This window comes from Leptotrichia sp. (genome assembly GCF_057270615.1).
The window spans coordinates 26,713-40,984 of the sequence record NZ_DBHIXN010000014.1 but is presented as its reverse complement, the minus strand read 5'-3'; the positions used below and the strand labels follow the sequence as shown (position 1 = coordinate 40,984).

The 14,272-nt window shown below is 27.9% G+C and carries 13 protein-coding genes and 1 other RNA gene; 6 read left to right on the top strand and 8 right to left on the bottom strand.

Translation table 11 applies throughout. From position 1 onward, the window contains the following. Positions 1–440: 440 nt before the first annotated feature. The 3 genes from ACO409_RS04375 to der all read right to left on the bottom strand — a co-directional run bounded on the left by ACO409_RS04375 (position 441) and on the right by der (position 3,636). Entirely contained in the window at positions 441–926 is a 486-nt protein-coding gene (locus ACO409_RS04375; protein WP_485555185.1) for a MarR family winged helix-turn-helix transcriptional regulator, read from the bottom strand. An 18-nt stretch (positions 927–944) separates the two neighbouring features. Beyond that, complete coding sequence (locus ACO409_RS04370; protein ID WP_485555183.1) at positions 945–2,150, bottom strand: AI-2E family transporter; 1,206 nt, start codon at positions 2,148–2,150, stop codon at positions 945–947. A gap of 160 nt (positions 2,151–2,310) precedes the next feature. Continuing rightward, the gene (gene der / locus ACO409_RS04365) at positions 2,311–3,636 is read right to left on the bottom strand and encodes a ribosome biogenesis GTPase Der (protein WP_485555181.1); all 1,326 of its coding nucleotides are present in this window, start codon (positions 3,634–3,636) and stop codon (positions 2,311–2,313) included. A gap of 362 nt (positions 3,637–3,998) precedes the next feature. Here der and ssrS point away from each other — a divergent pair. From ssrS to ACO409_RS04335, 6 genes are all read left to right on the top strand, one after another. Further along, positions 3,999–4,201, top strand: a non-coding RNA gene (gene ssrS / locus ACO409_RS04360) — 6S RNA. 205 nt (positions 4,202–4,406) lie between these two features. Continuing rightward, positions 4,407–4,724 (top strand): transposase, encoded by a 318-nt coding sequence (locus tag ACO409_RS04355; protein WP_485555179.1) that lies wholly within the window; start codon positions 4,407–4,409, stop codon positions 4,722–4,724. Further along, positions 4,688–5,212 carry an IS3 family transposase gene (locus ACO409_RS04350; protein ID WP_485555187.1) on the top strand — a complete coding sequence of 175 codons (525 nt, stop codon included), beginning with the start codon at positions 4,688–4,690 and terminating at the stop codon, positions 5,210–5,212. Before ACO409_RS04355 ends, ACO409_RS04350 begins: the two co-directional genes overlap by 37 nt. 13 nt (positions 5,213–5,225) lie before the next feature. Further along, positions 5,226–5,621, top strand: coding sequence for a transposase (locus ACO409_RS04345; protein WP_485555177.1), 396 nt, complete (start codon positions 5,226–5,228; stop codon positions 5,619–5,621). A 106-nt stretch (positions 5,622–5,727) separates the two neighbouring features. Then, complete coding sequence (locus ACO409_RS04340) at positions 5,728–6,975, top strand: DKNYY domain-containing protein (RefSeq protein WP_485555175.1); 1,248 nt, start codon at positions 5,728–5,730, stop codon at positions 6,973–6,975. Positions 6,976–7,096: 121 nt separating this feature from the next. Further along, on the top strand, positions 7,097–8,308 hold the full coding sequence (locus ACO409_RS04335; protein WP_485555174.1) for an IS256 family transposase: 1,212 nt from the start codon (positions 7,097–7,099) through the stop codon (positions 8,306–8,308). Positions 8,309–8,638: 330 nt separating this feature from the next. Here ACO409_RS04335 and tgt read toward each other — a convergent pair whose 3' ends face one another. The 5 genes from tgt to ACO409_RS04310 all read right to left on the bottom strand — a co-directional run bounded on the left by tgt (position 8,639) and on the right by ACO409_RS04310 (position 14,271). Continuing rightward, positions 8,639–9,820: a tRNA guanosine(34) transglycosylase Tgt gene (gene tgt, locus ACO409_RS04330; RefSeq protein WP_485555172.1), complete on the bottom strand. Its 1,182-nt coding sequence runs from the start codon at positions 9,818–9,820 to the stop codon at positions 8,639–8,641. Between the two features lie 102 nt (positions 9,821–9,922). Then, entirely contained in the window at positions 9,923–11,581 is a 1,659-nt protein-coding gene (locus ACO409_RS04325; RefSeq protein ID WP_485555171.1) for a bifunctional metallophosphatase/5'-nucleotidase, read from the bottom strand. A gap of 142 nt (positions 11,582–11,723) precedes the next feature. After that, positions 11,724–12,119: a MazG nucleotide pyrophosphohydrolase domain-containing protein gene (locus tag ACO409_RS04320; protein ID WP_485555169.1), complete on the bottom strand. Its 396-nt coding sequence runs from the start codon at positions 12,117–12,119 to the stop codon at positions 11,724–11,726. A gap of 18 nt (positions 12,120–12,137) precedes the next feature. Further along, on the bottom strand, positions 12,138–12,992 hold the full coding sequence (gene nadC / locus ACO409_RS04315; protein ID WP_485555167.1) for a carboxylating nicotinate-nucleotide diphosphorylase: 855 nt from the start codon (positions 12,990–12,992) through the stop codon (positions 12,138–12,140). Beyond that, positions 12,970–14,271 carry an L-aspartate oxidase gene (locus ACO409_RS04310; protein ID WP_485555165.1) on the bottom strand — a complete coding sequence of 434 codons (1,302 nt, stop codon included), beginning with the start codon at positions 14,269–14,271 and terminating at the stop codon, positions 12,970–12,972. The genes nadC and ACO409_RS04310 overlap by 23 nt, the downstream gene beginning before the upstream one ends. Position 14,272 lies beyond the last annotated feature (1 nt).

Below are 14,272 nucleotides of genomic sequence, written 5' to 3'. Positions count from 1 at the left end.
TCATAAATGATTTTATTTGTCAACTACTTTTTTGATTTTTTTTTAGAAGTGTTTTATATACTTAAAATGCAACTAAAAAAATATATATAAGAAAACATAGTAAAAATGATGTTTTAATAATCTTTTATTAAAGGCAAAATATTTTTTATTACGTCCAAATTTATAGAATTAATTATTTTAAACTATGATTTTTAAAAAAGTTAAGTGTAATTCTGTTTCATAATTGGATTCTTTACTTGTTCTGTTTTGGTCTAAACTAAATGCTAAAAATATTAATAGAATGATATGACAGTATAAAAAAAATTATGAGCAGAAAAAAATTCTGCTCTTTTAAGAAATATTTTTATATTTTAATTTATTTGATACACTCAACTTGTCAATACATCATTTGCTTTTGAATATTTTACTTCATTAATTTGATGTATTCTTATAAAGTTAATTTATATAATCCAAAAATCAAAATCTTCGCTTATTTTATCATATTTTTTATCTTTTCCAAGCACATCTGCAAATTCTTTGAAACTTTCACTAGTTTTGCTTAAATATTCTTCATTTCCTATAACTTCTTCTATTTTTTCAGAAATTCCTTCCCATGATTTATAAATGTCAGGTATTATCTTTAATCCTTTTGCAGTTATTTTTGTGATGGAATTTTTACCAGATTTTTCTCGTTTTACATATCCTTTAGAAATTAATTTGTCAACAAATCGTGTAACTGTCGATGGAGCTATTGCAAGTGTTTCAGATATTTGATTTACTGTAAGCCCATTTTTTTCTTCTTTCAATATAATCATTAAAAATCCATGTGTTGGATAAATATCTATCTTTTGAAATGATTCTTCCGCTATTTTATTAACTATTCTAAACATTTTTGAAATTGAAAAATAAATACATTTTTGAATTTCTATTTTTCCTTTGCTGTCCATAAGTTTTTTCCTTTCTCTTTATTTATTATTATTTATAATGTATTTTTCCCAACAAAATAACCAAGTTAATTTGATAATAATGTATACAGGGATTGCAATAAATGCTCCTCCAATTCCAAATAAAGCTCCTCCTATAAGTACTACTAGAAGAGTTGTAATTGGATGCATTTCAACAGATTTTCCAGTAAGCCATGGTTTTACAATATTTGCTTCTATTGTCTGTACAATTGTAATTAAAACTACTATAAGAATTACAAGTTTAAATGATTTTGTAAAAGCATATAATATTGCTGGAATTAGCCCAATAAATGGACCAATAAATGGTATTACATTTCCAAATCCTATAATTACTGAAAAAAGCATACTATAATCCATTTTTAAAAAATAAAATATTGTAAATGATACAATTCCAACTATCATACTATCAAGTGCTGTTACAAGAATATATTTTCCGATTGTTTCATCCATATTTTTTATAAGAATGATCAAATCTTCCCTGTCCATATTATGTAATATTCGTTTAACTTTATTTTCAATATTGTCATAACTAAAAATAAGCATTATTGTAAAAATTGGAGTCATAAACAATAGGCTAAATGTGCTGCTCACCAAAGAAAAACTCGAACTTAACACTTTTATAGCATTATTTACAATTATATCTTTTGAACTCATCAAAGAACTTCTAAGGTCAATATGATTACTTTCAAGAAAACTAAAAAAGTTATTCTGAAGTTTTTCCTGATTTTTTAGCAAAAAATTAATAAGGCTAGATACCTGCTTTATAATTATTGGCACGATTGTCAAAATGATATAAAGAAAAATTGCAAAAAATATACTCAATACAAGCAAAATGGCAAGTTTACGATTTAACTGCAATTTTTTTTTCTTATCACCATGTGAAATTTCATTAAACAGCTCTAACTTTTTTCTTCTTTCAGAATTACTGATGTTCTTTTTTTCCAATTTTTCAAGCTCATTAAGTATGCCATTTTTTAAAAAGATGTCATCTTTGTCTTTTTCACTTATCATATCAATGAAAGGCATAAGGCAATATACGATTATAAATGATAAAATAAATGGAAAAATAGTACTTGTAACAAGTTTTATCGGTTTTGAAAAATTAGCATAAACTCTGAAAAATAATAAAAGTGCTAAAAGTGCCAATACTATTATAATTAAAATATTGCGTAACTTTAACAGCTTTTTTTCGTTATAAAATTTCATTTATTTATCCTTTCTATATAATTCTGGCTTCTTGTAAAATAATAATATACTTGAACCCATTTAAAATCGAACTATTAAAAATCACATAAATTTAGTGTTTTTATATTTTTTTATTTTATAATTTTTTAAAATAGTAATTCAAGATTTAATAACAATAAAATTATTTAAAAAACTTTTCGCTTTTCTTGTTAAATGCAATATCAATTGGACATCCTTCAAATCCAAAATATTCTCTTAATTTATTTTCAATATATCGTTGGTATGAAAAATGTATCAATTCCGGATTATTAGCAAAAAATACAAATTTTGGTGGTGCTTGGCTTACTTGTGTGGCATAATTTATTTTTACTGAACGCCCTTTTCTTGTTGGAACTGGATTCTGTGCTATTATTTCTGATAAAATTTGATTCAAAAGTCCAGTAGATATTTTTTTATTATATTCTTCATTAATAAATTTAGCTTGCTCCAAAATATTTAATGTTCTTTTTCCAGTCAATGCCGAAATCGTAATAATCGGTGCATAATCCAAAAATGATAAATCAGCTTTTACAAGTTCAGTAAATTTTTTTACGCTATTGTTATCCTTTTCAATTAAATCCCATTTATTTATAGCAATAATAATTGGCTTTCTTTCTTCATAAATCATTCCTGCAATTCTTTTATCCTGATCTGTCAAAAGCTCTGTTGCATCTAGCATAAGCAAGCATACATCAGCTCTTTTTATGGACTTTATTGCACGTAACACACTGTAATACTCAATGTCATTTTCTACTTTCGATTTTCTACGAATTCCTGCTGTATCAATTAATGTATAAGTTTTTCCATTATATTTTAAGCTAGAATCAATAGTATCTCTAGTTGTTCCTGCAATATCACTCACAATAGAACGTTCTTCATTTAAAAGTTTATTTACAAGAGAAGATTTTCCTGCATTAGGTCTTCCCAAAATAGCGATATTAAGTCCCTCTTCAGTTTGCTTTATTTTTTTATCCTCAAATTTGCTAATTACAACGTCTAGCAAATCTCCTAAATTTGTTTTATGTTCTCCAGAAATTCCGACAACTTCTTCAAATCCTAACCCATAAAATTCAAAAATATTTTCTTGATCTCGCATATAGTTATCAATTTTATTCACAGCTACAATAACTTTTTTATCCTGTCTTCTAAGAACAGCTGCTACATCCTCATCAAGTCCAGTAATCCCAGCTTTTCCATCTACCAAAAATATAATTACATCCGCTTCGTCAATTGCGACTTGTGCCTGTTGTCTAATTTTCCCCATCATGAAATCTTCAGTTCGAGGTTCAAGACCTCCAGTGTCAATCAAAATAAATTCTATTCCATTCCACTCCATCTCACGATAGAGCCTATCTCTAGTAACTCCAGGCTCATTTTTTACAATAGATAGCCTATCTCCTACCAGCTTATTAAATAATGTTGATTTTCCCACATTAGGTCTACCAACAATTGCTACTGTATGTTTCATATTTTCCTCCATTTTTTGTTGTTTCAATAATTTTATAAAAATAAGTTTGAATATACAATATATTTTATCATACTTTTTAAATTTTTATTAGAATTTTTTTCAAATTTATGTTAATTACTATCTTACATAGTAAGAATGATCCTTTTTAATTTGGTGAAAGATCTTAGTATGTCATTTTTACCATGTTTTTTTATATATATTTTTTTTATTGCACTTAATTATACAATATATCATTTAAATTTTTCCAACTTTTTTTAAAAGAATGTTTGACATTTTTTTGTATAACAGTTATAATATTGAAGTAATGAAATGTAACAAATAAATATTTTTACTTAATTTGATAAAAATTTAGGCATATATCAATATTTCTGGTCTATACGCCACTAACAGCGAATTTTTGGGCTTTACTCTTTTTTAATGGGGTTATCCCTTTATAAATTGTCTCAGGAAAATCACGACTACTTTAAGTTTTGTACGGATTCTGTACAGTTTATAAATATGACTACCACCTGTAACATTTTGCAGGCAACCAAAAATTAAGTTAGAACGGTAGATCGGATTTTTTTTATTTAAAATGGATTAAAATCGTTGCAAGCAAAATATTGATTATACCTTCTACTTTTTAAAATTATTTCATAAAAATCTTTTTGTTCTATATAAAATGGCTCTTGAGGATTTTAGATGTCTGGAGTGTACCCAAAACCTTGGACAAATAAATTGAAAACTAGTTTTCTATTTGTTAAAATATAGTTAAGGAAAGAAATTTGATTATGAACAAGAGAAGTAAAAGGTACACAGATGAATTTAAAATGTTAATTTTAGAATTGCTGGAAGAAGGAAGAACAAAAAAATCATTAGAAAATGAATATGGGGTAGCAACGGTAACAATCAGAAAATGGGAAAAAGAATTTAGAGGAATCATAGATAAAAAATACAATGCTAACGAAGCTTTAAATGAAATCATGGCCTTAAAAAGGCAACTGCAACAAGAAATGGAAAAAAATAAAAAATTAGAAAAAGAGCTGGAACAAAAGGAATTAGATATTGACATATTAAAAAAAGCATCAGCCATATTAATGAAAAAATAAGAACTGTTGACAAGTACACATTAGTAAAGACTTTATTCAATGAGTTTAATGTTTCAAAATTAAGAATAATTAATTTAATAGGCATTAAAAAAAGCAGCTATTACTGCTGGATTAAAGAGGTCAAGACACAGAGGGGTATAGAAAATGAAATTTTATATGGTATAATAAAATCAATATGGCAAGATAGCAGAAAAACTTACGGAGCAGCAAGAATTCATAAAAAGCTAAGAAAATTAGGATTAGAAGTAAATATAAAACGAGTTAGAAGATTGATGAAGGAAAACCAGATAAAGTCAATAATTCATAAAAAATTTAGAAATTATAACAAATCAGAAGATATAAAAGAAACAACAAAAAATATTTTAAAAAGAAATTTTGATACAGAAAAATTAAATGAAAAATGGGTAAGTGATATAACATATATTTGGACAAAAAAGGACGGATGGTGCTATTTATCAAGTATAATGGATTTGCACAGCATCACATAAGGTTGGAAAATTTATGGATATAAAATTAGTGATGGACACCTTAAAAATGGCGATATATAAAAGAGGGGATACAACTAATCTAATAATACATACAGATAGAGGTAGCCAGTATATGAGTAAAGAATATCGTAAATTTTGTGCAGAAAAAGACATAAGCATATCTTATAGTAGAAAAGGGAATCCTTATGACAATGCCTGTATAGAATCATTCCATGCAGCATTGAAAAAAGAATATGTACATAATGAAAAATTTGAAAATTTAGAAAGTTTAAGAACTGGAATGTACGAGTATATAGAAATATGGTATAATAATAGCAGAATACACAGTAAAATAGGATTTATAAGTCCAAATGAATACGAAGAAAGCCATAAAGAAAGGAAACAAAAAAATTGCTTAAAAATAGTCTAAATTTTTGAGGACACTCCAATGATGAGGCAGATAAAAAAGATAGAGAAAAAATGGAGGAAGAACACAAATTTTATGAAGAAATAATGAAAAAATGGAGAGAAGAAAAATGATTAAAAAAATATTTTTAAAAACTCTAACGATAAAATACTTGATTTTTTTTACAATTTTAAATATACTTTACGCTAATGATAAAGATTTTAAACCTCAAAAAAATATATTTAATAAAATAAATGATTATTATTTAAAAGATTCTTATAACTATTATGGAACTAAAAAAAAAGTTTTATTAGTTGACATTTCAGATATAAATAAATTAATAATTGGTGATAAAGATTTAGAAGAAATTTTTGAAATAGATGACATTCCAATTAAAATAGTAAATGAATATTTTTTTTCAAAAAATAATGTCTATTATTGTGGAGAAAAAATAAAAGATGTAGATTTAAATAGTTTTGAAATTTTACCTTATGGTTTTTCAAAAGATAAGAATAGTTTATATTTTGAAGGAGAAAAAATTTTAGAAAACATAAAAAATTTTAAATTTTTAGGGGGGAATTTTTTTCTTATTAATGATAAAATTTATGTTCTTTTTTTCGAAGAAAAAGCCAGAATCCTAGAAATTGATTTTAATACATTGAGAGAAGTAAAAATTGATATTCCAACTATGAAGATACTAGGAAAAAATTATATCTCTGATAAAAATAATATATATTATGTGAATAATATTATTGAAAATGTGGATAAAAATAGTTTTAAAATATTAGATGAAAATTTTTCAAGAGATAAAAATAATGTTTATTATCACGGGAAAAAAATAAAAGATGTAGATTTAAATAGTTTTGAAATTTTATCTTATGGATATTCAAAAGATAAAAATAGTATATATTATGAAGAAAATACTTTTTTAAATGGATCTATTAAAAACTTAGAAATTTATAACAGATACTTTTTTAGAAATAACGGTTATTTGTATCTGAGAAGAATTTTTTTTAATGATACTTTTATTGAAAATTTAAAAAAAATAAAAATAAATAGTAACATTAAATTAATAAAAATAGATAATTATTTTTTTTCTTTTGATGAGAATACAATTTTATATGAAGATTTTGCAGGAGTTCATTTTATAAATGTAGAAAATAGTAAAAAATTTAAGAAAATTAAATATTATTATTATACAGATGAAAAAAATATTTATTACATGTATAAAAAAATACCAGAAGTAGATTTAGACAGTTTTGAAATAATTAATAAATATTATTCGAAAGATAAGAACAATATTTATTTTAAAAATTTTAAAGTTGATAAATATATAGATTTTGATTTAATTCTTCCTCCAAAAAAAATTATTGAATAGATCGAAAATTAAATATTAATTTTTGAGAGTGTACATAATTTTGTGGGTGTGTAAAAATTTTTGTGTAAACCTCTAAATAATATATGGTAAAATAACTATATAATATTTGGAGGTTTTTGTTATGGCTAAAAAGAAAATTGACAACGAAATTTTTAAAACACTGATTGAGGATTACAATATTAAAGATACTAATGATATTAAGGATATGCTTAAGGATTTGCTTTCGGGTACTATTCAAACTATGCTTGAAGCTGAAATTGAGCATGAACTGGGGTATGCTAAACATTCTATGAAAGATAAGACTACCTCTAATGCTAGAAATGGACATTCCAAGAAAACTGTTAGAAGTGAGTACGGCAATATTGACTTAGATATTCCTAGAGATAGAAATGCTGAGTTTGAACCTCAAATCATCCCTAAATATCAAAGAGAAATTACTGGTATTGAAGGACAGATTCTTTCTCTTTATGCTAAAGGAATGAGCAACAGAGATATCGAGGACCATCTTAATAATCTTTATGGAATTGATGTTTCGCCATCTATGATCAGTAAAATTACAGATAAAATTATACCTGAAATTAGGGAATGGCAGTCTAGACAGCTTGAGGATGTATATCCAATAGTTTTCATGGACGCTATCCATTATAGTGTAAGAAAAGATGGAGTTGTTGTTAAAAAGGCAGTATATTTAGCTATAGGAATAGATAAGGAAGGAAAAAAGGAGGTTTTAGGATTTTGGATAGGAGAAAATGAATCAAGCAAGTACTGGCTAAATGTTTTAAATGAATTGAAAAACAGAGGAGTTCAGGATATACTAATTATGTCTGTTGATAATTTAAAAGGATTCAGCGAAGCAATATCTTCAGTGTTTCCAAAGACAGAAATTCAAAAATGTGTGGTTCATCAAATTAGAAACAGCATAAGATATATATCTTACAAAGATACAAGGGAATTTACATCAGACTTAAAAGAAATGTATAATGCACCAACACTGGAACAGGCAGAGTTTAAACTGGATGAATTAGAAGAAAAATGGGGTAAAAAGTATATGGCAGTAATTAATTCCTGGAGAAGTAACTGGAATGAGTTGACAACATACTTTAAATATGATACAAAGATAAGAAAGTTGATATATACGACAAACCCGATAGAAAGCTTAAACAGACAATTAAGAAAGTATACGAAGACAAAATCACTTTATCCGACAGATGAAGCATTAATGAAATCGGTATACCTAAGCTTAAAGGAAGCAACAAAGAAATGGACTGGAAGAATACCAGGCTGGGGAGAAATATATTCACAGTTAAGTATTTATTTTGAAGGAAGAATTTAAAAACAGGATGATAAAACTACCATCCTGTACCATATATTATATTTTGAGTTTACACAAAATTATGTACACTCTCAAATTCGACAACCTTAAAAAGCTTATTCAACTTAGAATCTATTAAGGTTATTGAACTTTTTCCACCCCCACACTTGACAAAGAGCCTATAAAATTCAAAAAAATTGCAAGATTTTTATTCCTTGCATTTTTTTATCTTATACTAAATCCCATTTAAAAAATAGAAATTATATTTTATTTATTTTTTTATGGCAAAGGATCAAGACCTCATGTTAAATAGAATTTATAATAAATCTATTGTTTTAATGGGGAATAGTATTATATCGACTTTGGCTTTATCCAATCACTTTCTTTTCCCATAGCATAATTTCTCAGCACTTCTTCCTTATATTCCTTAAATCTTCCATCAATAATTGCCTCACGTGCATTATCCATAAGTTTTAACAAAAAGTACAAATTATGATATGTTGCAAGTCTTTGCCCTAAAATTTCTCCAGCCTTGAATAAATGTCTAATATAGGCCCTTGTATAATTTTTGCAGGCATAACAGTCGCAATCCTCATCCAAAGGTCTGTCATCTCGTGAATAAATTGCATTTTTTATAACAAGACGTCCATATTTTGTAAAAACAGTTCCATGTCTACCAATTCTAGTAGGCTGAACGCAATCCATCATGTCAATACCGTGCTCTACCGCCTCAAGCATATCCATAGGTTCTCCAACTCCCATTAAATATCGTGGTTTATTTTCAGGCAATTTGGGCGTAATATATTTTAAAATCCTATACATATCCTCACGTGGCTCTCCAACTGCAAGCCCTCCTAAAGCATATCCCGCAAATCCATAATCAGCCTCATACAATTCCTCAAGGCTTTTGTCCCGCAAATCCTCATAAATTCCACCTTGGACGATTGCAAAAAGGCCCTGTCTGTCTTTATTTCTATTTGCTTCAATACAACGTTTTGCCCATCTTGAGGTTCTTTCAATAGACGGAATCAAATATTCACGTGTTGATAATCCTGGCGGGCATTCATCCAGCACCATCATAATGTCGCTTCCCAAATTATTTTGAATTGAAATAGATTTTTCAGGCGATAAAAAGTGCTTTGACCCATCCAGATGTGAACGAAAATAAACACCTTCTTCCTTTATCTTTCTCAATTCTCCCAGACTAAATACTTGAAATCCACCACTATCAGTTAATATTGGTCTATCCCATTTCATAAATCCGTGAAGTCCGCCAAAATCATTTACTAATTCATCTCCTGGACGTAAATACAAATGATACGTATTCCCAAGAATAATTTGAGAATTAATTTCTTCTAATTCCTCCTTAGTCATAGCTTTCACAGTTGCCTGTGTTCCAACTGGCATAAATACTGGCGTTTTTATTTCTCCATGTGGAGTTGTTATAACTCCTGCACGTGCATTTCCATCACTTTTTTCCAATTTATATTTTATTGGATTGTTAAAATCCTGATTTTCCTTTTCTATGCTCATTATTTGTTTTTTCTCCTAAATTTATTTTTTATTAATTTGTAAAGTTTATAAAATACGATTTAATATTGTATTTTTTAATATATAACTTTTAAAAAAAATTTATTATAATCCTATAATTTCCCAATTATTATGACTTTTCCCTTCTATTATGCCATTTTTTACGTTTTTTATATAATCAATCATCATATTTTGAATAGTTCCATCAATTTCGCCAATTGCTTCCTTAGATGCCCATAATACAGGGATTTTCTGCCCATCAAAAATTCCGCCTTTTCTTGCTAACTGCTCAAATCTGTAAGCATTCATTCCAACTTTCAATTCCATTTCAGAAGTTATCTCTTTTCCGTTTACAAGCATTAAATCAGTAATTTTATTACCTTTCTCATTTCTCAAGTCAATTTTATATTTCACTCCGCCAAAAATATCAAAAGTCACATATTTTCTTCCTGCACGTTCACTGTTATACCTATACTCTGTATCTCCAGGCTGTATCGTGTCAAAATAGTCAGCTGCCCATTCCATATAGTCTTTTAGTTGCTTTCCTGTCATTTTATAAATTGTGACATCTCCACCTGCATATCTGTAATTGTAAACTATGTCCTTTCTCCTAATTTCACCCTTATTAAGCCTAACATTTTCATAATTATATGCAAATGAAACCACGTCTGCCCCACTGTAATAAAGTTCTACATCCGTTATAAACGAAGACAGTCCAGTATCTTTGGCAAAAGCTGCCGATATACCATGATATTTTTTCTTTGGCACCATGTCATTCAATGTTTCGCCTACTTTTTCATTTGCAATTCTGCAAAGCCTGTTATGAAAAGGCTTGTAAATTTTTTCTATTTCTGGATCGGGCTCTTCATTTTTTACAGGAACAGTTGTCGAATCCTTGCTTATTAAACTGATTTTTCCATTTTCAATTTCAAATTTTAAATCGACTTCTGAAACAAAAGTGCCGTATCTATGAGGCTCTGTAATTAAAACACCATTAATTATTTCCTTTGGAACATTCTGATGCATGTGTCCTGCGACAATTACATCTATTTCAGGTACGGCATTTGCCAAATCTCTCACTCCAGTTTCTGGAATGTTATTTTCATTTTCAATTCCCATGTGAGCCACTACGACAATCGCATTTGCCCCTTCAGATTTTAATTTTTCTATTTGCCTTCTAGTTTCATTTATAGGCGATACAAAGTAAAAATCCTTTAAGTAACCTGTATCTTCTTCAAACTTTGCTGACATCGGAGTTGATAATCCGATAATTCCTATTTTTACACCATCTCTTTCAATAATTACAGAGGCATCTAAATATCTTCTTTTATTTTTTGAAAAGTTAGTATCATTTTCAGCATTTTCATTGTAATATAAATTAGCTGTCAATTTATTAAGTTTCATATCTCTTAAAATATTTGACAAAGTTGGCATTCCAAAATTAAATTCGTGATTTCCAGGTACAAAGATGTCATAGCCCATATAATTTAAAATCTGGGGAACAGGATGCTTTGGAACCATAGCAAATTTTTCTATCCAGTTATCCTGTATCGCATCTCCAACTTCCACTAAAATTATATTTTTATTCTCTTTTTTTATTTTTTTTACCAATGTTGAAATTTGTGCATAAGAACCCGACCTATCCTCCTCATCTGCCCCATAGTTCCAAGCCAATACTCTTCCATGCACATCACTTGTTCCAAGTATTTTTATATCCACTTCTCTTTTATTTTCTAAGCAAGTATCAATATTTTTCATTGACATAATTCCTATTTTCCCTCTTCTTTTTTATTTTTTTTATTTTCTATAATAGACCTGTTTGATAACTATACAAACTTAGAATTTAATAAAATAAATATCTTGAAGCAAGGGGTCTTGACCCCTTGTATAGATAAAAAAACTTAGGTTATCGAACATATCTAATATTTTTCCACTTTTCCCGAGCTTCATAAATTGAAAATTCTCTTTCATATTTTACTTTATTCAATTCATCTTTTATGTAAAAGATTTTTTCCAAATCAATTTCATAATAATTCGCAATCGCAACAATATAATAAAATACATCAAATACTTCCTCCTCAATCGTCCCCTTTATATTTTGTCCATCAAACCTCGTATTTTTTCTAATATTTTCAGCCAGTTCCCCAAATTCCTCAATTAATTTTAAAACTAATCTTTGTCCATTTTCTTTTTTTTTCTGTGATTCTTCCTTATCTCTGCTTTCATCTAAAGTCCCTTTTTCTATTCTTTTAATCAGATACTGGACTTCTTTAAGCGTCATATCTTCAATATTATTTTTCATAAAAATTTACCCCCTTTCTTATTCTATATACCTCAAATTTTTTAGACTTAAATCTAAAATTTTAGCTGAATGTGTTATAGCCCCACTTGAAACATAATCAATCTCCAATCCTTTAAAGCGATTTATATTATTAATGTCTATATTTCCAGAACATTCTATTACAGCTTTCTTTCGTATAATTTTTATAGCCTTTTTAATAGTATCTATATCCATATTGTCAAGCATAATTATATCTGCCCCAGCTCTAACTGCCTCTTCCACCCCTTCTAAATTTTCAACTTCTATTTCAATTTTTTTAATAAAAGGAGAATATTCCCTAGCAAGTTTTATAGCTTTTGTTATTGAACCAGCGGCATCTATATGATTGTCTTTTAACATTATCGCATCGGAAAGATTATATCTATGGTTATGCCCTCCACCAGCTACAACTGCGTACTTTTCAAATATTCTCATATTCGGAACAGTTTTTCTTGTATCTAGTAAATATATGTTTTTATCGTCTAGCGCTTCTATCATTTTTTTTGTATAAGTTGCAATTCCACTCATTCTTTGCAAATAATTTAAAGCTACTCTTTCAGAAGATAGCAATGCTTTTACATCATCTTTTATCTTTAGTATCAGATCTTTTTTAAAAACTTCATCCCCATCTTTTTTATACTCAGTAAAAACAGGAGAACCATTTAACTCAAAAACTCTTTTAAATACATCAAGTCCTGCCAAAATTCCTTCTCCCTTGGAATATAAAGAAATTTCCGCCAGTCTATCATCCTTATAAATTGCATTTGTACTTACATCTTCTGAAGTAATATCCTCTTTTAATGCTAATTTGATTGAATCATCCATTTGAAATTTATCTATTTTTCTCAAACTCATCTTCTTTTATCCTTTGCTCTATAATATTTTTATTTTCTTTTATTTTATTTTCTATTTCAAAAACCTCTTTTTCAATATTTTTAAAAGCATTATCTGCTGCCACATTATTATAATTAGAGATGTTATTTTCAATATTAATCGAACGGGCTGCTCTTTTTCCGAACACAACACTTTCTAATAATGAATTGCTTGCAAGCCTGTTTTGCCCATGAACACCCGTACAGGCAACTTCACCAACAGCATACAAATTTTTCATTGAAGTTTTTGAATCCATATTAACCTTGATTCCTCCCATTGTATAATGCTGAGCAGGAACTACTGGAACTTTATCTTTCAATACATTTATATCTTTTTTTATTAATTGTTTATAAATATTTGGAAATCTTTTTTCAATATCTAATTTTATTGTGCTAAAATCTAACCATTCATATTCAGATTTATCTTTTTTCATTTCTTTCAGTATTGCTTTTGTGACTTCATCCCTAGGTTTTAACTCATCTGTAAATCTTTGCAACTTCTGATTTAAAAGCACCGCTCCTTCCCCTCTTACTGATTCCGAAATCAAAAATTTCCTTTCATTATCTTTTGTATAAAATGTCGTTGGATGTATTTGAACATATGAAATATCCTTTAATTCTATATTATGTCTGATAGCTGCTGCTACTCCATCTCCTCTTATATGAGAAAAATTTGTAGTATTTTTATATATTCCGCCTATCCCTCCTGTTGCTAAAACTGTGAATTTAGATCTTATGGAAAATATTTCTTTATTTTTGGCTACAATACCAAGACAAGTATTATTTTCTTCAACTATATCTAAAAATTCACAATTTTCTATTGTTTTTATGTTCTTTTTTTCCAAAACTTTTTTTATAAGGCTTTCCATTATGTATTTACCAGTTCGATCTTCACAATATAAAATTCTAAATTTTCTGTGTCCTCCCTCTCTTGTATAGAAAAGACCTTTTTTATCACCTGTAAATTTTACTCCCATTCCAATCAAAGTCTTTACAGCTTCTTCTGATTCATCAACTAATATTTCAACTGCCTTTCTGTCATTCTTATAATGGCCTGCAATTAAAGTATCTTCGATATAATCTTCTCTATCCTCTTTTCCCCTGCAAACAGATATTCCTCCCTGTGCAAGATAAGAATTACTGTCTTTAAGCTCCTTTTTCGTTATTAAGCATATATTTATACTGTCATCTAATGTCAAAGCACAAATCAATGCCGCAACTCCAGAACCAATTATAACTACATCGTAATTTTCAGCTTTCATT

What these genes read in the sequence shown, in the direction of transcription:
- nadC (WP_485555167.1), bottom strand. Translation starts at nt 12,992, where the DNA reads ATGAGTTTGAGAAAAATAGATAAATTTCAAATGGATGATTCAATCAAA.
- ACO409_RS04310 (WP_485555165.1), bottom strand. Translation starts at nt 14,271, where the DNA reads ATGAAAGCTGAAAATTACGATGTAGTTATAATTGGTTCTGGAGTTGCG.
- ACO409_RS04345 (WP_485555177.1), top strand. Translation starts at nt 5,226, where the DNA reads ATGGATATAAAATTAGTGATGGACACCTTAAAAATGGCGATATATAAA.
- der (WP_485555181.1), bottom strand. Translation starts at nt 3,636, where the DNA reads ATGAAACATACAGTAGCAATTGTTGGTAGACCTAATGTGGGAAAATCA.
- ACO409_RS04340 (WP_485555175.1), top strand. Translation starts at nt 5,728, where the DNA reads ATGATTAAAAAAATATTTTTAAAAACTCTAACGATAAAATACTTGATT.
- ACO409_RS04375 (WP_485555185.1), bottom strand. Translation starts at nt 926, where the DNA reads ATGGACAGCAAAGGAAAAATAGAAATTCAAAAATGTATTTATTTTTCA.
- ACO409_RS04320 (WP_485555169.1), bottom strand. Translation starts at nt 12,119, where the DNA reads ATGAAAAATAATATTGAAGATATGACGCTTAAAGAAGTCCAGTATCTG.
- ACO409_RS04335 (WP_485555174.1), top strand. Translation starts at nt 7,097, where the DNA reads ATGGCTAAAAAGAAAATTGACAACGAAATTTTTAAAACACTGATTGAG.
- tgt (WP_485555172.1), bottom strand. Translation starts at nt 9,820, where the DNA reads ATGAGCATAGAAAAGGAAAATCAGGATTTTAACAATCCAATAAAATAT.
- ACO409_RS04325 (WP_485555171.1), bottom strand. Translation starts at nt 11,581, where the DNA reads ATGTCAATGAAAAATATTGATACTTGCTTAGAAAATAAAAGAGAAGTG.
- ACO409_RS04370 (WP_485555183.1), bottom strand. Translation starts at nt 2,150, where the DNA reads ATGAAATTTTATAACGAAAAAAAGCTGTTAAAGTTACGCAATATTTTA.
- ACO409_RS04355 (WP_485555179.1), top strand. Translation starts at nt 4,407, where the DNA reads ATGAACAAGAGAAGTAAAAGGTACACAGATGAATTTAAAATGTTAATT.